At 70.0% G+C, this 18,566-nt stretch carries 20 protein-coding genes; 15 read left to right on the forward strand and 5 right to left on the reverse strand.

Annotated features, from left to right (window positions below; translation table 11 throughout):
* Positions 1-6: 6 nt before the first annotated feature.
* The 11 genes from iolC (at position 7) to BIV03_RS02450 (ending at position 12,038) form a co-directional block, all read left to right on the forward strand.
* Entirely contained in the window at positions 7-999 is a 993-nt protein-coding gene (iolC, locus tag BIV03_RS02400; protein ID WP_071294514.1) for a 5-dehydro-2-deoxygluconokinase, read from the forward strand.
* On the forward strand, positions 992-1,981 hold the full coding sequence (locus BIV03_RS02405) for a class I fructose-bisphosphate aldolase (protein ID WP_071294515.1): 990 nt from the start codon (positions 992-994) through the stop codon (positions 1,979-1,981). Before iolC ends, BIV03_RS02405 begins: the two co-directional genes overlap by 8 nt.
* Complete coding sequence (locus BIV03_RS02410) at positions 1,978-3,489, forward strand: CoA-acylating methylmalonate-semialdehyde dehydrogenase (protein ID WP_071294516.1); 1,512 nt, start codon at positions 1,978-1,980, stop codon at positions 3,487-3,489. Before BIV03_RS02405 ends, BIV03_RS02410 begins: the two co-directional genes overlap by 4 nt.
* 6 nt (positions 3,490-3,495) lie before the next feature.
* Positions 3,496-4,398, forward strand: a complete 903-nt coding sequence (gene iolB, locus BIV03_RS02415) for a 5-deoxy-glucuronate isomerase (RefSeq protein ID WP_071294517.1) — start codon at positions 3,496-3,498, stop codon at positions 4,396-4,398.
* Between the two features lie 17 nt (positions 4,399-4,415).
* Complete coding sequence (iolD, locus tag BIV03_RS02420) at positions 4,416-6,296, forward strand: 3D-(3,5/4)-trihydroxycyclohexane-1,2-dione acylhydrolase (decyclizing) (RefSeq protein WP_071294518.1); 1,881 nt, start codon at positions 4,416-4,418, stop codon at positions 6,294-6,296.
* Between the two features lie 38 nt (positions 6,297-6,334).
* Positions 6,335-7,261 carry a sugar phosphate isomerase/epimerase gene (locus tag BIV03_RS02425; protein WP_071294519.1) on the forward strand — a complete coding sequence of 309 codons (927 nt, stop codon included), beginning with the start codon at positions 6,335-6,337 and terminating at the stop codon, positions 7,259-7,261.
* Positions 7,262-7,281: 20 nt separating this feature from the next.
* Positions 7,282-8,313 carry a Gfo/Idh/MocA family protein gene (locus BIV03_RS02430; protein ID WP_071294520.1) on the forward strand — a complete coding sequence of 344 codons (1,032 nt, stop codon included), beginning with the start codon at positions 7,282-7,284 and terminating at the stop codon, positions 8,311-8,313.
* A 3-nt stretch (positions 8,314-8,316) separates the two neighbouring features.
* Complete coding sequence (locus tag BIV03_RS02435) at positions 8,317-9,186, forward strand: sugar phosphate isomerase/epimerase family protein (RefSeq protein ID WP_071294521.1); 870 nt, start codon at positions 8,317-8,319, stop codon at positions 9,184-9,186.
* Positions 9,183-10,295, forward strand: coding sequence for a transaldolase family protein (locus BIV03_RS02440; RefSeq protein WP_071294522.1), 1,113 nt, complete (start codon positions 9,183-9,185; stop codon positions 10,293-10,295). Before BIV03_RS02435 ends, BIV03_RS02440 begins: the two co-directional genes overlap by 4 nt.
* A complete protein-coding gene (locus BIV03_RS02445; protein WP_070416742.1) occupies positions 10,292-11,509 on the forward strand; it encodes a Gfo/Idh/MocA family protein in 1,218 nt (405 codons plus the stop codon). The genes BIV03_RS02440 and BIV03_RS02445 overlap by 4 nt, the downstream gene beginning before the upstream one ends.
* A 121-nt stretch (positions 11,510-11,630) precedes the next feature.
* On the forward strand, positions 11,631-12,038 hold the full coding sequence (locus BIV03_RS02450) for a tautomerase family protein (protein ID WP_070416741.1): 408 nt from the start codon (positions 11,631-11,633) through the stop codon (positions 12,036-12,038).
* Positions 12,039-12,047: 9 nt separating this feature from the next.
* Here BIV03_RS02450 and BIV03_RS02455 read toward each other — a convergent pair whose 3' ends face one another.
* Positions 12,048-12,806 (reverse strand): GntR family transcriptional regulator, encoded by a 759-nt coding sequence (locus BIV03_RS02455; RefSeq protein ID WP_070416740.1) that lies wholly within the window; start codon positions 12,804-12,806, stop codon positions 12,048-12,050.
* 74 nt (positions 12,807-12,880) lie between these two features.
* Positions 12,881-13,516: an exonuclease domain-containing protein gene (locus BIV03_RS02460; RefSeq protein ID WP_083295392.1), complete on the reverse strand. Its 636-nt coding sequence runs from the start codon at positions 13,514-13,516 to the stop codon at positions 12,881-12,883.
* 206 nt (positions 13,517-13,722) lie between these two features.
* Between BIV03_RS02460 and ychF the strand changes: the two genes are divergently transcribed.
* Entirely contained in the window at positions 13,723-14,796 is a 1,074-nt protein-coding gene (ychF, locus tag BIV03_RS02465; RefSeq protein WP_070416738.1) for a redox-regulated ATPase YchF, read from the forward strand.
* A gap of 33 nt (positions 14,797-14,829) precedes the next feature.
* Here the strand turns inward: ychF and BIV03_RS02470 are convergent, their stop codons facing one another.
* Positions 14,830-15,729: a GIY-YIG nuclease family protein gene (locus BIV03_RS02470; protein WP_139201835.1), complete on the reverse strand. Its 900-nt coding sequence runs from the start codon at positions 15,727-15,729 to the stop codon at positions 14,830-14,832.
* Between the two features lie 148 nt (positions 15,730-15,877).
* Here BIV03_RS02470 and BIV03_RS18595 point away from each other — a divergent pair, with 148 nt between their 5' ends.
* The 3 genes from BIV03_RS18595 (at position 15,878) to BIV03_RS02485 (ending at position 17,313) form a co-directional block, all read left to right on the forward strand.
* Positions 15,878-16,267 carry a DUF2510 domain-containing protein gene (locus BIV03_RS18595; RefSeq protein ID WP_083403153.1) on the forward strand — a complete coding sequence of 130 codons (390 nt, stop codon included), beginning with the start codon at positions 15,878-15,880 and terminating at the stop codon, positions 16,265-16,267.
* Positions 16,268-16,362: 95 nt separating this feature from the next.
* Complete coding sequence (locus BIV03_RS02480) at positions 16,363-16,827, forward strand: phage tail protein (protein WP_071294524.1); 465 nt, start codon at positions 16,363-16,365, stop codon at positions 16,825-16,827.
* Between the two features lie 108 nt (positions 16,828-16,935).
* Positions 16,936-17,313 (forward strand): hypothetical protein, encoded by a 378-nt coding sequence (locus tag BIV03_RS02485; RefSeq protein ID WP_071294525.1) that lies wholly within the window; start codon positions 16,936-16,938, stop codon positions 17,311-17,313.
* Between the two features lie 62 nt (positions 17,314-17,375).
* On the opposite strand, the gene BIV03_RS02490 is transcribed toward BIV03_RS02485, so the two are convergent.
* Together BIV03_RS02490 and BIV03_RS02495 are read right to left on the reverse strand one after the other, a co-directional pair.
* Entirely contained in the window at positions 17,376-17,663 is a 288-nt protein-coding gene (locus tag BIV03_RS02490) for a hypothetical protein (RefSeq protein WP_071294526.1), read from the reverse strand.
* 232 nt (positions 17,664-17,895) lie between these two features.
* Positions 17,896-18,522 carry an HD domain-containing protein gene (locus BIV03_RS02495; RefSeq protein ID WP_071294527.1) on the reverse strand — a complete coding sequence of 209 codons (627 nt, stop codon included), beginning with the start codon at positions 18,520-18,522 and terminating at the stop codon, positions 17,896-17,898.
* Positions 18,523-18,566 lie beyond the last annotated feature (44 nt).

The following is an 18,566-nucleotide window of genomic DNA, read 5'->3' on the forward strand; positions in this document are numbered from 1 at the left end:
CGTCGCATGACGAACCCAGCTCCCCACGCGTACGACGTGATCACGATGGGACGTGTGAGCGTCGACATCTACCCGCAGCAGACGGGGCCGCTCGAAGACGTCTCGACGTTCTCGAAGTCCGTCGGCGGCAGCGCCACGAACGTCGCGATCGCAGCAGCTCGGCACGGAGCCGACGCGGCGGTCATCACCCGCACGGGCAACGATCCCTTCGGCCGCTACATCGCCAGGACCCTGCCGGAGTTCGGTGTCGCGAACGCCTTCGTAGAGACGGTCGAGGGGCTGAACACCCCCGTCGCGTTCTGCGAGATCTTCCCACCGGACGACTTCCCGCTGTACTTCTACCGGGCACCCAAGGCCCCGGACCTCATGATCACGGCGAAGTCCCTGCCGCTGCACGAGATCGAGCGGGCGAAGATCTTCTGGACGACGGTCACCGGCCTCAGCGAGGAGCCGAGCCGCCAGGCCCACCACGTCGCATTGAGGGCGCGGAGCGAAGCGACGCTTGCCCGAGGGATGCACACAGTGCTCGACCTCGACTACCGGTCCATGTTCTGGTCGTCGCCCGAGGCCGCGACGCGCGAGGTCGCCGTCGCCCTCGAGCACGCGACCGTGGCCGTCGGCAACCGCGAGGAGTGCGAGGTCGCCGTCGGTGAGACCGATCCCGTCCGCGCCGCCGACGCCCTGCTCGAGCGCGGGGTCGAGATCGCCATCGTCAAGCAGGGGCCGAAGGGCGTCCTCGCCAAGACCCGCGACGAGTTCGTCGAGTTCCGCCCGCACCACATCGACGTCGTCAACGGCCTCGGATCGGGCGACGGCTTCGGCGGAGCGCTCACCCACGGACTGCTGCAGGGCTGGGGGCTCGAGCGGACCCTCGCGTTCTGCAACGCCGCCGGCGCGATCGTCGCGACCCGGTTCGAGTGCTCGACCGCGATGCCGACGAGCGACGAGATCGAGCAGTTCCTGCAGGACAACCCCACGGAGGAGGCCGTCAATGCCTGAGATCAGCACCGCCGACTTCGCGCGGCTGCGGGACGTCCGCGCCGGGCAGCCCGAGCTCGTGCGGGCCGCGCTCGACGCCCGACGCAAGCGCTCCCTGCTCGCCGACGACGGCAAGCTCTTCATCGTGGCCGCCGACCACCCGGCACGCGGAGCCCTGGCCGTCCGGAACGACGAGTCCGCCATGGCCGACCGGTACGACCTGCTCGAGCGGCTCGTCACGGCACTCGGACGCCCCGGGGTCGACGGGGTGCTCGGCACGCCGGACATCCTCGAGGACCTCGCGCTCCTGGGTGCCCTCGACGACAAGGTCGTCGTGGGGTCGATGAACCGCGGTGGCCTCCGGGGCGCGACGTTCGAGATGGACGACCGCTACACGGCGTACTCGGCGCAGGCCATCAAGGACTCCGGGCTGGACTTCGCCAAGCTCCTGGTGCGCATCGCCCTGGAGGACTCGGGCACCGCCCCGACCCTCGAGGCCACGGCCCGGGCGGTCAGCGAGGCCGCGGCGCTCCGGCTGCCGATCATGCTCGAACCGTTCATGTCGGCGTGGCAGGACGGCCGGGTGGTCAACGACCTGACCGCCGACGCCGTGATCACCTCGATGGCGATCGCCGCGGGACTGGGGGAGTCGAGCGCGTACAGCTGGCTCAAGATCCCGGTCGTGGACGACATGGAACGGGTGATGGCCGCGACGACGCTGCCGACCCTGCTGCTCGGCGGGGACCCGTCGACCCGCCCGCTCGAGACCTACGCCAAGTGGGCCGACGCACTGGCACTCCCCGGGGTGCGCGGCCTGGTCGTCGGCCGCACGCTGCTCTACCCGCCGGACGGCGACGTCGCCGCAGCCGTGGACGTGGCCGCCGGGCTCGTCCACACCCAGGAGGGCCGTGCCGGGTTCTCCACAGAATCCCACGACCCAGCCGCTCGGCTCGCGGGCGCCACCACCATGGACTCGTCCATCCCGGAAGGAAGCAACGCATGACCACCACCGAGACCGCCACCACGACCATCGGGCACTGGATCGACGGGGCACGCGTCGCGTCGAAGTCCGGCAACACGGCCCCGGTGTACGACCCGGCGCTCGGGGTCGCGACGAAGCAGGTCGCCCTCGCGAACGACGAGGAGATCCAGGCGGCGATCGCGAGTGCGAAGGCGGCGTTCCCGGCGTGGAGCAACCTGTCGCTGTCGAAGCGCCAGCAGATCCTGTTCTCCTTCCGCGAGGTCCTCAACCGCGACAAGGCGGAGCTCGCCGAGATCATCACGAGCGAGCACGGCAAGGTCATCGACGACGCCCTCGGCGAGATCGCCCGCGGGCAGGAGGTCGTCGAGCTGGCGACGAACATCCCGAGCCTGCTCAAGGGTGAGTTCAGCGACCAGGTGTCGACCGGCATCGACGTGTACTCGATCCGTCAGCCGCTCGGTGTGGTCGGCATCATCAGCCCGTTCAACTTCCCCGCCATGGTGCCGCTGTGGTTCCTGCCGATCGCGATCGCCGCGGGCAACACCGTCGTGCTGAAGCCGAGCGAGAAGGACCCGAGCGCCGCGATCTGGCTCGCCGAGAAGTTCAAGGAGGCCGGACTGCCCGACGGTGTCTTCACCGTCCTGAACGGCGACAAGCTGAGCGTCGACGGGCTCCTCACCAGCCCCGACGTCGAGTCGATCTCCTTCGTCGGGTCGACCCCGATCGCGCAGTACGTCTACGAGACGGGCACGAAGCACGGCAAGCGCGTGCAGGCCCTCGGCGGTGCGAAGAACCACATGCTGGTGCTGCCGGACGCGGACCTCGACCTCGTCGCGGACAACGCCATCAACGCGGGCTTCGGCTCCGCCGGTGAGCGCTGCATGGCGATCTCGGTCGTCGTCGCCGTCGAGCCGGTGGCCGACGAGCTCATCGAGAAGATCACGGAGCGCGCGGCGACCCTGCGCATCGGCGACGGTCGTCGCGGGTGCGACATGGGCCCGCTCGTCACGAAGCAGCACCGTGACAAGGTCGCCTCGTACATCGAGGTCGCAGAGCAGGACGGTGCGGTGGTTGTGGTGGACGGCCGCACCGTCCGACCCGACGGCGACGAGAACGGCTTCTGGCTGGGCCCGACGCTGATCGACCGGGTCCCCACCACGAGCCGCGTCTACACCGAGGAGATCTTCGGCCCGGTGCTGAGCGTCGTCCGCGTCGCCTCCTACGAGGAGGGCCTCGAGCTCATCAACAGCGGGGCGTTCGGCAACGGCACCGCCATCTTCACCAACGACGGCGGCGCTGCCCGTCGCTTCCAGCGCGACGTGCAGGTCGGCATGATCGGCATCAACGTGCCGATCCCCGTCCCCGTCGCGTACTACTCGTTCGGTGGCTGGAAGAACTCGCTGTTCGGCGACCACAAGGCGTACGGCGCCGACGGCGTGAGCTTCTTCACCCGCCAGAAGGCGATCACGAGCCGCTGGCTCGACCCGTCGCACGGCGGCATCAACCTCGGCTTCCCGTCGAACGGCTGAGCGCTCGTGACGACCGACAACTGGTTCAACCCCGCCGGCTCCCGCCCCGAGGCGGGCTGGACGGACGTGATCGACGGCCGTGTCGCGGGGTGGGCGCACACCGGTCTGCGGACCGGCGCGCTGACCGACGGGGGCGAGCTGCGCCTCCAGGCCGACGCCGTGGAGCGCATCGTCGTGCCGCTCGCCGGATCGTTCCACGTCACGTACGCGGGTGCCGCCGGGAACGGCGACCAGGCCCTCGACGGGCGTTCGAGCGTGTTCGACGGACCGACCGACGTCCTGTACCTCGGTTCGGGAACGGAGGCGCGGATCACCGGCACCGGTCGGCTCGCGGTCGCCGAAGCACCCACCGACACCGTCAAGCCGACGACGTACGTGGCCCGGCAGGACGTGCCGGTCGAGCTCCGCGGTGCCGGACAGTCCAGCCGGCAGGTGCACAACTTCGGCACCCCGGCGGCGCTCGACGCGGACAAGTTCATCGTGTGCGAGGTGATCACGCCGGCCGGCAACTGGTCGTCGTACCCGCCGCACAAGCACGACACGTCCGTGCCCGGCGAGGAGTCGAACCTCGAGGAGATCTACTACTACGAGTCCGCCGTCGCGCGCGGTGTCTCCGCACCGACCACCGCCGACCCGTTCGCACTGCACCGGACCTACGCGTCCGACGACCGCGCGATCGACGAGTTCCGGCAGGTGCGGACCGGCGACATCGCTCTCGTGCCGTACGGCTGGCACGGTCCCGCCGTCGCGGCGCCGGGCTACGACATGTACTACCTCAACGTGATGGCCGGGCCCGACCCGGAACGCGTCTGGAACATCACCGACGACCCGGCGCACGGCTGGGTCCGCCAGGTGTGGGAATCCGAGTCGATCGACCCGCGCCTGCCCTACGAAAGGAAGCTCGCGTGACCACCAACACGCGGAGGATGACCGTCGGCCAGGCACTCGTCGAGTTCCTGGCCAACCAGTGGACCGTCGACGGTGACGTCCGCGAACGCACCATCCCGGGGATCTTCGGCATCTTCGGGCACGGCAACGTCGCCGGCGTCGGCCAGGCCATCAAGCAGCTCCACGTCGAGCAGCCCGGCCTGCTGCCGTACCACCAGGCCCGCAACGAGCAGGCGATGGTGCACGAGGCCGTCGGCTTCGCCCGCATGCACCGCCGCCGTGCCACCTTCGCCGCGACGGCGTCGGTCGGCCCGGGTGCCGCGAACATGCTCACCGCCGCGGCGCTCGCGACGACCAACCGGCTGCCCGCACTGCTGCTGCCGTCGGACACCTTCGCCACGCGCACGACCGACCCGGTGCTCCAGCAGATCGAGCTGCCGCACGACACCTCGCTGCAGGTGACCGACGCGTTCCGTCCGCTGTCCCGGTACTTCGACCGCGTCGAGCGTCCGGAGCAGTTGTTCTCGATCGCGCTCGCGGCGATGCGGGTGCTCACCGACCCGGCCGAGACCGGTGCCGTGACCATCGCCCTGCCCGAGGACGTCCAGGCCGAGCAGCTCGACGTCCCCGTCGCCTTCCTGCAGCCGCGTGAGTGGCACATCCGTCGGCCGCTGCCCGAGCACGGGCCGCTGGCGCGTGCGGTCGAGGCCATCCGGTCGGCGAAGCGTCCCGTCATCGTCGCCGGCGGTGGCGTGCTGTACTCCGGCGCGGAGCAGGAACTCGCGGCGTTCGTCGAGGCCACCGGCATCCCGGTCGGCACGTCCCAGGCCGGCGGCGGGTCGCTCGTCTGGGACCACCCGCAGTACCTCGGCGGCATCGGCGCGACCGGTACCGCCGCGGCGAACGCGATCGCCGCGCAGGCCGACGTCGTCATCGGGATCGGCACGCGGTACAGCGACTTCACGACGGCCTCCCGGACGGCGTTCCAGGACCCGGACGTCACGTTCGTCAACGTCAACGTCGCCGCGTTCGACGCCTACAAGCACGGGTCGCAGTTGCCGATCGTCGCGGATGCGCGCGAGACACTCGTCGCGCTCGCCGAGCATCTCGCCGCGTTCTCGGTGGACGCCGGCTACGCGGCCGAGATCGCGCAGCGGAAGCAGGAGTGGGACGCCGTGGTCGACCAGGCCTTCGCACCGTCCGGCCTGGCCGTGCCCGGTCAGTCCGAGATCATCGGCGCCGTGCAGTCCGCCACCGATCCGCGCGACGTCGTCATCCAGGCGGCCGGATCGCTGCCGGGCGACCTGCACAAGCTCTGGCGGGTGCGGGACGCGCTCGGGTACCACGTCGAGTACGCGTTCTCGTGCATGGGCTACGAGATCGCCGGGGGAATCGGCGTCCGTCGTGCCGCGCCGGACCGCGACGCGATCGTCATGGTCGGCGACGGCAGCTACCTCATGCTGCACACCGAGCTGGTCACGGCCGTGGCCGAGGGCATCAAGATCGTGGTGGTCCTCATCCAGAACAACGGGTACGCGTCCATCGGGCACCTGTCCGAGACGGTCGGGTCCGAGCGGTACGGCACGAAGTACCGCTACCTCGACGAGACCGGCTCGTTCGAGGGCGACGACGTGCTCCCCGTCGACCTCGCCGCCAACGCACGCTCGTACGGCGTCGACGTCATCGAGGTGCAGCCCGGGCCGAACGCGATCGAGGACCTCAAGTCCGCGGTGCGTCAGGCGAAGGCGAACGACCACACCACGCTCGTGCACGTCCACTCGGACCCGCTCGTCTACGCCCCCGAGGGTGACGGCTGGTGGGACGTCCCGGTCGCCCAGACCTCCACGCTGCCGAGCACCCAGCAAGCCCGCACCGCGTACGAGCAGCAGGTCGCCGCGCAGCGTCCCCTGCTCGGCTGAACACCTTCCACCACACGCAGAAAGCAGACGACGACGTCATGACCGACACCGCCACCGCCACCGACGCCATCCGGATCGGCACCGCCCCCGACTCGTGGGGCGTCTGGTTCCCCGACGACCCGAAGCAGGTCCCGTGGCAGCGCTTCCTCGACGAGGCGACCGCGGCCGGCTACAAGTGGATCGAGCTCGGGCCGTACGGGTACCTGCCCACCGACCCCTCGCAGCTGCGCGACGAACTGGAGTCCCGCGGGCTCCAGCTGTCAGCCGGCACCGTCTTCACCGGGTTCCACAAGGGCGACGACCAGTTCCAGCGCGCCTGGGACCAGGCCGTCAAGGTCGCCGGTCTCGCCGCCGCGCTCGGCGCCGAGCACCTCGTGACCATCCCGGACCTCTGGCGCTCGGACGCCACGGAAGAGGTGCTCGAGTCGCGCACGCTGACGGATGAGCAGTGGGAGCGCCTCGGCAAGGGCCACGACCAGCTCGGCAAGGCGCTGCTCGAGGAGTTCGGCGTGCACCAGCAGTTCCACACGCACGCGGACAGCCACGTCGGCACCTACACGGAGACCGTGCGCTTCCTGTCCGAGACGGACCCGGCGTACACGAACCTCTGCCTCGACACCGGTCACTTCGCGTACTACGGCGGCGACAACCTGAAGCTCATCGCCGAGCACCCCGAGCGCGTCGGCTACCTGCACCTCAAGCAGGTCGACACCGACCTGCTCCCCGACGTCCTCAAGAACGACGTCCCGTTCGCCACCGCGGTGGCGCAGGGGATCATGACCGAGCCGCCGCACGGCACCCCGGAGCTCGCGCCCATCATCGAGGCCGTCGCGAAGATCAACCCGGACATCTTCGGCATCGTCGAGCAGGACATGTACGGCTGCTCCGTCGACGCTCCCGGCCCGATCGCCGAGCGCACGTTCCAGCACATCTTCGGCTCGACCGCCGCCGCCCGCGCCCTCTGACACCCCCAGGAGAACCCAGCATGAGCACCACCGAGAACCTCCGCGTCGCCGTCGTCGGAGCGGGCGCGATGGGCAGCGACCACGTGCGTCGCATCACGTCGACCATCGCCGGCGCCGACGTCGTCGCGATCGTCGACCCCGACACAGCCCGGGCCACCGCGGCCGCGGCGAAGGCCCCGGGTGCGATCACCGCGTCGTCGTTCGAGGACGCACTCGAGGCCACCCCGATCGACGCGGTCATCGTCGCGACCCCGGGCTTCCTGCACGAGCCCGTCCTCGTGCCCGCCATCGAGCGTGGCCTCGCCGTCCTCTGCGAGAAGCCGCTCACCACGTCGGCCGCGGACTCCCTGCGGATCGTCGAGCTCGAGCAGGCGAAGTCTGCCCGCCCGAAGATCCAGGTCGGCTTCATGCGCCGGTTCGACAAGGGCTACCAGGAGCTCCGTGCGCTTCGCGAGTCCGGGTCGAACGGTGCCCTGCTCGCGCTGCACCACGCGCACCGCAACCCGACGACCCCGCCGAACTTCAGCGAGTCGATGCTCATCCACGACTCGGTGATCCACGAGATCGACATCATCCCGTTCATCACGGGGGAGCCGATCGTCGCCGTCGAGGTGAAGAAGCCGCGCAAGAACTCCCTCGCACCGGCCGACCTGCCCGAGCCGCAGTTCGTCCTGTTCACCACCGAGTCGGGCACGATGGCGATCGTCGAGATCAACGTCAACGCCCAGTTCGGCTACCAGGTCACGACCGACGCGGTGTTCGAGTCGGGTGTCGCCTACATCGGCCGCGAGACCTCGCTGAACCTCGTGTCGCAGGGCGTGTCCGGCCAGGGCGTCACCCCGTCGTTCGTGGAGCGCTTCGGCGCCGCCTACGACGAAGAGGTCCAGCGCTGGGTCGACGCCGCCAAGACCGGCGGCATCGACGGGCCGAGCGCCTGGGACGGCTACACGGCGTCCGTCGTCGCCGAGGTGGCCGTGCGTGCGCAGCAGACCGGTGCGCTGGAGCAGGTCGCCTACGCCACCGCGAAGCCGACGTTCTACGAGACGGCCTGATCGATGCCGAAGATCGCGCTCGATCCCACGCCGTTCCACCACGACCTGTCGCTGCTGGAGTTCCCGCAGAAGGTCGCGGACCTCGGCTACGAGTACCTGCAGCTCACCCCGCACCAGGACTTCATCCCCTTCTACCGGCACCCGAAGGCCGACGACGACCTCGTCGACGCGTTCGCTGCAGCGTGCCGGAAGGCCGGGGTGCAGGTCGCGTCGGTCCTGCCGGTCCTCCGGTGGTCCGGGCCCGACCGTGACGCCCGCGAGGCCGCGGTGACGAAGTGGAAGCGGGTCATCGAGATCACGAAGCGTCTCGGCGTCGACACGATCAACACCGAGTTCTCCGGCCGCCCCGAGCGCCCCGAGGAGTCCGAGGACGCCTTCTACCGCTCGATGGAGGAGCTCCTGCCGATCATCGAGGACGCCGGACTCCGCGTGCTCATCGACCCGCACCCGGACGACTTCGTCGAGGACGGTCTCGAGGCCCTCCGGGTCATCCGCGGCCTCAACTCGAAGCACGTCGGGTTCGTCTACGTCGCCTGCCACACCTTCCACTACGGCGGCAACATGGACGAGATCATCGACGCGGCGGGCGACTCGCTGCAACTCATCCACGTCGCCGACGCCTACGACCACCGACGGTCGCACGGCCTCCGCTACATCACGAACCCGCCGGGCAACGCCGTGCGCGTGCACCAGCACCTCCCCGTCGGGCAGGCGGACGTCGACTTCGACGCCTTCTGGACTGCCCTCGACCGAGTCGGCTTCACGGCGCGCGAGGACACCGTCGCGGTGTCGAGCGTCTTCGCCGAGGACGAGAACGCCGACGAGGTCTCCCGCTTCCAGCTCGACACGATCACGAAGGGACTGAACCGATGACGACCGCCCTCGAGACCCCGACGCCCACCGGCACCGACGTCCGACCCGTCACCCTGCAGGCCGCGTCGCAGACCGTGACCGCCCTGTGGAACGACTCCGCCGATCCGCGCGAGCTGTCCACGGCGATCCACGAGTACGGTGCGGTCGGGGCGACCTGCAACCCGGTGATCGCGTACACCTGCATCCAGCAGGACCCCGACACCTGGGTCCCGCGCATCCGCGAGATCGCCGCCGAGCACCCGACCGCGGGGGAGTCCTGGATCGGCTGGAAGGCCGTCGAGGAACTCTCGATCGCCGCGGCCGCGCAGCTGTTGCCCGCCTTCGAGGCCTCGGGTGGCCGCAACGGCCGGCTGAGCATGCAGACCGACCCGCGTCTCCACCGCGACCAGGACGCCCTCGTCGAACAGGCCGTGCGGTTCTCGCAGCTCGCGCCGAACATCATCGTGAAGATCCCCGCCACCAAGGTCGGCATCGCCGCCATCGAGGAGGCCGCGTACCGCGGTGTCTCGATCAACGCGACCGTGTCGTTCACCGTGCCGCAGGTCGTCGCCGTGGGCGAGGCCATCGAGCGCGCCCTCGACCGCCGCGCCGCCGAGGGTCTGCCCGAGCAGGAGTTCGGCCACGTCGTCACGCTGATGGCGGGCCGCTTCGACGACTGGCTGAAGACCGTCGTCAAGCGGGACCACGTGATGGTCGACCCCGGCATCCTCGAGTGGGCCGGTGTCGCTGCGGTGAAGCACGCGTACCGGGTCTTCCAGGAGCGCGGCTTCCGGTCGCGCGTACTCGTCGCCGCCTTCCGGAACGCGATGCAGTGGTCGGAGTTCCAGGGTGGTGACCTCGTCGTGTCCCCGCCGTTCCAGTGGTCGAAGGACATCAACGACAACGCGTTCCCGTTCCGTCCGGACGCCATCCACGACGAGGTCCCCGCGCACGTCATCGACGCGCTGCGTGCGGCCACGCCGGAGTTCGCCCGGGGCTACGACGTCGACGGCATGACGATCGAGGAGTTCGACCGCTTCGGGGCCACGGTGACCACGCTGCGCCAGTTCCTCGACGCCGACGCGAAGCTCGACGCCCTGGTCCGCGACATCATCGTGCCGGCAGCATGAGCGCAGCCGCGTCCGCCGACGTCGCCACCATCGGTGTCGGCCTCATCTCGGTCGGCTGGATGGGCCGGTTGCACTCCCGTGCCTACCGCGCCCTGCCCGACCACTTCCCGGAGCTCGGCGTGCACCCCCGGCTCGTCGTCGCCGCCGACCCGATCGAGGCCGCGCGCGACCAAGCGGTGACCCGCCTGGGCTACGAGCGGGCCGTCGCCGACTACCACGAGGTCCTCGCCGACCCCGAGGTCGACGTCGTCTCGATCTGCTCGCCGAACTTCCTGCACCGCGAGATGGCGGTCGCCGCTGCCGAGGCGGGCAAGCCGTTCTGGATCGAGAAGCCGATGGGCCGGTACGCCAGCGACTCCCGACAGATCCACGAGGCCGTGCAGCGCGCCGGTGTCATCACGAGCGTCGGCTTCAACTACCGGCACGCCCCGGCGATCGAACGGGCGCGCGAACTCGTCCGCAGCGGGCGCCTCGGCCGGATCACGAACGTCCGCGGGTCGCTCCTCGCCGACTACTCGTCCGACCCCGCGGCGCCGCTGACCTGGCGCTTCGAGCGGGAGCGTGCCGGCTCGGGCGTCCTCGGCGACCTGCTCTCGCACGGGCTCGACCTGGCGCAGTACGTCGTCGGCCGGATCTCGTCCGTGACGGCGCTCGCGGAGACCTTCATCGTCGACCGCCCACTCCCCGGCGCTGGCATCGTCGACCGTAGCGCCGCCGCGACGGGGGAGCGGAAGCCGGTCGAGAACGAGGACTACGCGGCCCTGCTCTTCCGCTTCGAGGACGGCGCCGTCGGCACGATGGACTCCAGCCGCGTCATGCGGGGGCCGCACGCCGAGTACACGCTCGAGGTGTACGGCACGAAGGGTTCGGTGCGGTGGGACTTCCAGCGCCTCAACGAGCTCGAGGTCTACCTCGACGGGCAAGAGGTCGACGGGTACGCCACCCACTACGTGGCCGCGGGGGACGGCGAGTTCGCCCGCTTCCAGCCGGGTGCCGGCACCGCCATGGGGTACGACGACCTGAAGACCGTCGAGGCCGCGCAGTTCATCGCGAGCGTCCGGCGCGGGGAGCAGCTCGCGCCGTCGGTCGCCGACGGCCTGGCGGCTGCGTCGATCGTGGAAGCGGCGGAGGCGTCGCTCGCCGACGGGGCGTGGCACGAGGTGGCGCGCGTCGACGGACCGCTCACCTACGCGGCGGCGACCCCCGTGCTCTAGACGCACGACCCGACGGACGGGAGGCGCGGTGCCAGCTGGCACCGCGCCTCCCGTCTGCTCGTCCTGCCGTCGCAATCCATGTTAGTTTGTCAGGACAAAGTATCGACCTGCAGGAGGCACCATGCCGCTCGTCCGTATCGACCTCGCCACCGGCCGCACGCCCGAGGCCGTGCGTGCCGTCGCCGACGCGATCCACACCGCCATCGTCGACGTGTACGGCATCCCCGCACGCGACCGGTTCCAGATCGTCACCGAGCACCCGGCGCAGCAGATCATCGCCGAGGACGCCGGACTCGGGTTCGAGCGCACCGACGGCGTCGTGATGATCCAGGTCTTCACGCAGCGCGGGCGCGACCAGGCCGCGAAGCAGGAGCTCTACCGCGCGATCCACGACGGCCTTGCCGGGGTCGGTGTCGCGTCCGAGGACGTCTTCATCGGGTACGTCGAGAACGGGCCGGAGGACTGGTCCTTCGGCTTCGGCCGGGCGCAGTACGTGACGGGCGAACTCGGGGTCCCCTCGTTCGCCTGAGCGGGCCGCCTACTTGTCGACGAGCGTGACCTCGAACGAGTAGCGGTCTGGGCGGTAGCAGTGCACGCCGTACTCGACCGCGCGGCCCGAGGCGTCGTACGCGGTGCGGCTCATCGTGAGCACCGGGTCGCCGTCCTCGATCTCGAGCAGACCGGCCTCCTCGTCGGTGACCGCACGGGCGCCGATGCGCTGCTTCGCGACCCGCATGGTCACGCCGCGGCCGCGCAGGAGCTGGTACAGGCCGTGGGTCTGCAGGTCGTCGTCGGTGATCTCGAGGAACTCCGGCGGCAGGTAGTTCTCGAGGATCGCCATGGGGACGTCCTCGGCGAAGCGCACGCGACGGATGTGGGCGACCGTGGTGCCCGGTGCGATGCCGAGCGCCTCGGCGACGGCGTCCGGGGCGGGCACGTCGTTGCGTTCGAGGAGCTTCGTCGCCGGCGCCTGCGACCCCTGTGCGAGGTCGTCGTAGAGGCTCGTCAGCTCGACCTTGCGGGTCACCGGGCCGTGCACGACCTGGGTGCCGATCCCGCGCCGGCGCACGAGCAGGCCCTTGTCGACGAGGTCCTGGATCGCCCGGCGGATCGTCGGCCGGGACAGCCCGAGCCGCTCACCGAGGGCGATCTCGTTCTCGAGGCGGGCGCCCGGGGGCATCGCGCCGGAGCGGATCGACTCCTCGATGCGCGAGGCGACCTGGAAGTACAGGGGCATCGGACCCGACCGGTCCAGGTCCATGAACAGGTCGGACGGCAGCTGGCCTTCGTTGGTCATCGCGGTCCTTCAGCAGTAGGGATTGTCGTGACAATACCACCGGGGCTGCGGCGGACCGGCCAGCGCGGCCGTCGTCAGTCGGCGAAGATCATCGGGCGGTTCGACAGCCGGGGCTGCGCAGCCGTCCGCGGCTTCTCCGCTCGGGCCCGCACCGGAGCGATGGCGACCCGGACGGCCGCGCCGAGCGCCTCGACCGTGTCCGTCCCGTGGTGCCCGGCCGCGTGCACCACGATCGCCGCACACGCCTCGGCATCGGCGGCCGCGTCGTGGTGCTGGAAGCCCTCGTACCCGGCGGCCCGCGCCGCCATCGGCAGGCGGTAGGAGTCGAGCGTGTAGGTCTTGCGGGCGACCTGCAGCGAGCACAGCGAGTGGTGTTCCGCGAGGTCGATCCCCGTCGCCGAGCACCCACCGGCGATCACGCCCATGTCGAAGCGGGCGTTGTGCGCTACGAGGACGTCCCCGTCGGCGAACGCCACGATGTCCGGGTACTGCTGCTCCCACGACTTCGCCCCGACGACGTCCGACGCGACGATGCCGTGGATGCGGGTGTTCCACTCGAGGAAGGCGTCGTGCCCGAGCGGCGGCCGGATGAACCACGACGCCCGCTCGACGACCCTGCCCGCGCGGACCTTGACGAGTCCGACCGAGCAGGCGCTGGCGGGCGAGCTGTTCGCGGTCTCGAAGTCGATCGCGGTGAAGTTCAACGGCACGGTCCCGATCGTCGCACGCGGCGCCGACATCGCCGCAGAGCCCCTCGGCGTTGCGGCCGGGCCGGCCGTCGGGTGTCGGCAGTCGACGGTCGGCCGTCCGCGTCGGACTGTCGGACTGTCGGACTATCGGACTGTCGGACTGTCGGACTGTCGGACTGGAGGCGCGGGTCGGCCCCGACGGGCGGCCGCCGGTAGGCTGTCCTCCCGTGGCACTCACCATCGGAATCGTCGGTCTCCCGAACGTCGGCAAGTCGACCCTGTTCAACGCCCTGACCAAGAACCAGGTCCTCGCCGCGAACTACCCGTTCGCGACGATCGAGCCGAACGTCGGCGTGGTGAACCTCCCCGACCCGCGGCTGGACCAGCTCGCGACGCTCTTCAACTCCGAGAAGACCGTGCCGGCCCCCGTGTCGTTCGTCGACATCGCCGGCATCGTCAAGGGCGCGAGCGAGGGCGAGGGGCTCGGCAACAAGTTCCTCGCCAACATCCGCGAGGCCGACGCCATCGCGCAGGTCGTCCGTGGTTTCACCGACGACGACGTCGTGCACGTCGCGAACAAGGTGTCGCCGAAGGACGACCTCGAGGTCATCAACACCGAGCTGATCCTCGCCGACCTCGAGACCATCGAGAAGGCGCTGCCGCGGTACGAGAAGACCGTGAAGCTGAAGCAGGCCGAGCCGATCGTGCTCGAGACCGCTCGTGAGGCCAAGGCAGCGCTCGAGCAGGGCACGCTCCTGTCCGCCACCTCGATCGACCTCGCACCGATCGCCGAGCTCGGGCTCCTGTCGGCCAAGCCGTTCATCTTCGTCTTCAACGTCGACGAGGCGATCCTCACCGACGAGTCCCGCAAGGCCGAACTGGCCGCGCTCGTCGCGCCCGCCCAGGCCGTGTTCCTCGACGCCCAGGTCGAGTCCGAGCTGATCGAGCTCGACCCGGCCGACGCCGCGGAGCTCCTCGAGTCGACCGGGCAGACCGAGTCCGGCCTCGACCAGCTCGCCCGCATCGGCTTCGACACCCTCGGGCTGCAGACCTACCTGACGGCCGGTCCGAAGGAAGCGCGCGCGTGGACGATCGGCAAGGGGTGGAAGGCACCCCAGGCTGCCGGGGTGATCCACACGGACTTCGAGAAGGGCTTCATCAAGGCCGAGGTCATCTCGTTCGAGGACCTCATGGCTGCCGGTTCCATTGCCGAGGCCCGTGCGCACGGCAAGGCCCGGATCGAGGGCAAGGACTACGTCATGCAGGACGGCGACGTGGTGGAGTTCCGCTTCAACAACTGACCCGTCGTTCGGGTTGTGCGCCTCGGTCCGTCCTCAGCGGGCGTAGGGCCAGTAGCGGAACGTCGACTGCTCGCCACGCCTCTTCTCCGGCAGGCGGTGGCCGTACGCGCCGACCGTCTCCTCGAACAGTGCTCCGTCGCTCACGACCTCGAAGCGGAAGCCGCTCCGGCGATGAGTGCCCGACCCTTGGTGCTGCCACGAGCCCGGGACGATCCGGAGGAGTGCGCGAGTCACGCCGCGATGCGCTGCGACGGCGTACTCGATCCCGTGGCGCTCGACCGTGGCTTCGGAGAACTTGAACCACTTCGACGCCGATTGCCCGATCTCCTGGGAGTGCTTCTCGCGCTCCGCTCGCGGGAGCCAGTCCGCCTTGTACCCGTAGCCGTCCAGTTCGGAGCCGTCGAGCGCCTCCTCGCGACTGCTGGTCCACGCGCCGAGGGAAACGATGAGCAGGGGTTCGTCCGTCTCGAGCGGCGGCGCTGACATCTCGTCGAGAAGGTCCTGGAGTCGCATGATGCCGTGCCCCTTGGCCGACTCTCGTCGCGCGTTCGTGAGCTGGGCGGCTTGGCCTCCGGGAAGCCGCACGGTTCCTGTGGCCCGTGCGAGGACCGGCATCGAGCGGAGCAGGTCGATGCACGCGGCCTCGACAGACGTGTACTCGACCTCGGATCGCATGCCGTAGCGGACGATCCAGATCTCCGGTTCAGCGCCGAGTTCCCGGATCGCCTTGATCTTGGCGATCTTGTTGCTCGGGGTCTCGGCGCTGTCCGTGAGCAGCGCTTCCCTCCCGTGGGAGGCGAACCGTTCGCCCTTTCCCTTCCCGACGTAGAAGGGCACACCCGTCGCGGGATCGACGAGCATGTAGACGTAGAGTCCAAGCTCGTTCGCTACCTGCTGCTGCACGCTTGGGTCGATCGCGGTCTGCACTGCCATGGTTCTTCCCCCGATTTGTTGATGTTTACTCAAAGAGCCTAGGGCACGATGTTGGTGAGCGTGACCAACGCGCGGCTTCGCCGGTGACGGCGCTGGGGGATTCGCAGTGCCGTCGCCGGAATCGATCGCACGCCGCCAGGATGGGTACATGACGAACGCGCAGGCGGGCTGGTACGACGACGGTTCCGGGACGATGCGGTGGTGGGACGGCTCCGCGTGGACGGAGCAGGTGCAGCCCGCGGCAGCGCCGTCACCGGGACTCGGCGGGGTGATCGACCGTATCCAGGCCGAGGCCTCCGCCGGTGGGCAGCCGCGCCCTGCTCCAGCCGGTATGAGCTACGTCGTCCTGCAGGTGGTGCTCAAGGAGAAGTTCTTCGGTACCGGGTCCGGCAACCTCACGGAGCTCGAGCGGGCGATCAACGCGCAGGCGGCGCTCGGGTACCGGCTGCACACGATCACCACGTCGTCCTCGGGCAGCACAGGCTTCGGCGGCGGCGACCGGATCCAGGCGACGATGGTCTTCGAGAAGCTCGTCTGACCGCAACCGCGAATGCGTGCGTCGGACCGGCTGGCTTGGCGTCTGTTCGCATCGCCGCGCTAGGTTGGCGCTGAGTCCATCGCCGAGGAGGCCCCATGTCGTACGTCGTTGACTTCGAGCACGTGTCCACCGTCGGGTTGGAGTCCTCGCCGGTCGCCGACGCCCTCGCTGGGCTCCGGGCGAACGAGGCCCGCTACTTCAAGAACAAGTACGACCACGTCTTCACCACCCACCCCGCCGAGGACGTGCCCGACCTGGTCGACTACGTCACGAAAGTCCTCCAGGAGGAGCGGGGGCTGGTCATCGCCTCGAAGCCGCTCGAAGCCACCGAGGCCTTCGTCGACGGGATCCGCTGGACCCACGTCTTCTACGAGTCCGGACTCGCGGTCAACGTCCTCTACACGCTGGAGCCGGGCGGCAAGCGAGCGGTCGGGTTCAAGCTCTCGGACGGCATGGAAGTGCCGGAGGAGCTGGCGGACAAGTTCAAGTTCGCGCGGCAGAAGTCGAAGCTCGCGGGGACGATCCGCGGTTCGTACTTCGTCGTCAAGGGCGAGTACTGACCTCGAGTCGTCCGCGCTGAGCCGATCGTCGTCCGGTTTGGCCACAGAACGCGCTTGCTCGGCCCACGCGCATCACGCCCACCTACCGTCGAGAGGCTAGGAGGCAACGTGAAGTACATCCACTACGACGGCAGCCAGATCCTCACGGGGGACGCGATCGCCGATGCGGTCGCGGACTACGCGGCGATCCTCGGTGCCAACGGCAGGACCGACACCGTTGCGATCCCCGCGGTGGCCGACGACGGCTCGGTGACCCGGACGACGGTGCTGATGGGTCCCGCGAGCGAGCTGACCGTGAGCGCGGCACCCGACGACGAACTCGAGCCCGAGGACCACGCGTTCATCCGTCGGCTGCGGGACGCTGCGGAGCGAGCGGGGACCGAACGGCCGGTGGACGTCGACGGCGGGCACCGCTTCGCCGACGCCGACGAAGCGAACACGGCGGATGCGGACGCGGACACAGCGGCCGCGGACAGGACCGACTGACCCCACACACGACGAAGGCCGCCGAGCAGTGCTCGGTGGCCTTCGTGTGTGGCGTGCTGGGCTCAGGCTGCGAGTGCCAGTTCGCCCACGCGGACGGACTGCGCCTGCACGAGCGTGCGGCTCGCCTCGCCGCGCCACGAGCGACCGGGCACGGTCCAGCCGGCCTCGCCGTCGATGTCGACGCGGGCGCCACGGGTGATGAAGAGACCGAGGTCGTCGGCCGGGATGCGGACGAGGTACTCGCGCTGCGAGCGCTCGTCGCGCACACCGAACTCGGCGATGCGGTCGGGGGAGACGGTCGGCGCCGCGAGGGCGGTGCCGGTGATGGTGATTCGTTCGTTGCTGGTCATGGTGTTGCGGTACTTCCTGGTCGTTCGGCGCCCAGGGCGACTCGGTGTCGGCGGACGGCTGAGTCCGGCGCGACGCATCGAGTGCGGGGCGCGCACGTCGAGCTTCGACGTGCAGCTCGTCCGTTCGGATCGAGCGGTGGTCTCGTGGGAATGCGACTCGGGTGAGTCGGCTTCGAGACGGTTCGGTGTGCGCGAGTCAGATGGGTTCGCTGCAGTGCACCAAAAGAACACTCTACTCGACGAACCCCGGATTGTCCAGGAACGATGTCCAGCGGCTCCCACCGGCAGCGACGTTGCCCGAGCCGTCGAGTCTGGCGGCGGAGGACGACGGCTTGCGACCGGCCTGCTCGTGGATCAGCCCGTCGAACGCCTCGGAGAAGTCGAGGCGGGGGACTGCCGCGGTGACGGCGAGCAGGTCTGACGCCGTCCACCGGGCGAACCCGGCCCCGGAGACGTCGAGCGAGGTCGCGACCTCGAGCAGGTGTCCCTCGACGTCGAGCGCGGGGTCGACCGACGTCCACATGTGGCGCTCGATCACCTCACCGACCCGACGGGCTCGGGCGGCGTCCCACCCGGCTCCGAGGGCGAACACGCTGCCGACCGCACCGCCGGCGTCCTCGAACGGCACGGCGTGGGCATCGAAGGACGGCGTCACGCCGAGGTCGTGCAGCATCGTGGCGACGAACAGCAGCTCACGGTCCGGTTCGAGCTCGATGGTCGGTGCGAGGAGCGACGCCCACGCCCACGAGCGCAGGCAGTGGTGCACCAGCGCCGGCGAGGACCACGCACGCACGACATCCAGCGCCCGCGCGGCCACGGGGGAGGGCGGTGCGAGCAGCGCGTCGACGTCCAGGGTCATGGCAAGAAGGTATCGGAGGCGACCGACCGACGGACGGGAGGCGC

The organism is Curtobacterium sp. MCBA15_016 (assembly GCF_001865105.1).
Classification (GTDB): Bacteria; Actinomycetota; Actinomycetes; order Actinomycetales; family Microbacteriaceae; genus Curtobacterium.

Excerpts from the sequence above, each read along its gene's own strand:
- iolC (WP_071294514.1), top strand. The coding sequence starts at position 7 with ATGACGAACCCAGCTCCCCACGCGTACGACGTGATCACGATGGGACGT.
- BIV03_RS02405 (WP_071294515.1), top strand. The coding sequence starts at position 992 with ATGCCTGAGATCAGCACCGCCGACTTCGCGCGGCTGCGGGACGTCCGC.
- BIV03_RS02410 (WP_071294516.1), top strand. The coding sequence starts at position 1,978 with ATGACCACCACCGAGACCGCCACCACGACCATCGGGCACTGGATCGAC.
- iolD (WP_071294518.1), top strand. The coding sequence starts at position 4,416 with ATGACCGTCGGCCAGGCACTCGTCGAGTTCCTGGCCAACCAGTGGACC.
- BIV03_RS02425 (WP_071294519.1), top strand. The coding sequence starts at position 6,335 with ATGACCGACACCGCCACCGCCACCGACGCCATCCGGATCGGCACCGCC.
- BIV03_RS02430 (WP_071294520.1), top strand. The coding sequence starts at position 7,282 with ATGAGCACCACCGAGAACCTCCGCGTCGCCGTCGTCGGAGCGGGCGCG.
- BIV03_RS02435 (WP_071294521.1), top strand. The coding sequence starts at position 8,317 with ATGCCGAAGATCGCGCTCGATCCCACGCCGTTCCACCACGACCTGTCG.
- BIV03_RS02440 (WP_071294522.1), top strand. The coding sequence starts at position 9,183 with ATGACGACCGCCCTCGAGACCCCGACGCCCACCGGCACCGACGTCCGA.
- BIV03_RS02445 (WP_070416742.1), top strand. The coding sequence starts at position 10,292 with ATGAGCGCAGCCGCGTCCGCCGACGTCGCCACCATCGGTGTCGGCCTC.
- BIV03_RS02450 (WP_070416741.1), top strand. The coding sequence starts at position 11,631 with ATGCCGCTCGTCCGTATCGACCTCGCCACCGGCCGCACGCCCGAGGCC.
- BIV03_RS02455 (WP_070416740.1), bottom strand. The coding sequence starts at position 12,806 with ATGACCAACGAAGGCCAGCTGCCGTCCGACCTGTTCATGGACCTGGAC.
- BIV03_RS02470 (WP_139201835.1), bottom strand. The coding sequence starts at position 15,729 with ATGGCAGTGCAGACCGCGATCGACCCAAGCGTGCAGCAGCAGGTAGCG.
- BIV03_RS18595 (WP_083403153.1), top strand. The coding sequence starts at position 15,878 with ATGACGAACGCGCAGGCGGGCTGGTACGACGACGGTTCCGGGACGATG.
- BIV03_RS02480 (WP_071294524.1), top strand. The coding sequence starts at position 16,363 with ATGTCGTACGTCGTTGACTTCGAGCACGTGTCCACCGTCGGGTTGGAG.
- BIV03_RS02490 (WP_071294526.1), bottom strand. The coding sequence starts at position 17,663 with ATGACCAGCAACGAACGAATCACCATCACCGGCACCGCCCTCGCGGCG.
- BIV03_RS02495 (WP_071294527.1), bottom strand. The coding sequence starts at position 18,522 with ATGACCCTGGACGTCGACGCGCTGCTCGCACCGCCCTCCCCCGTGGCC.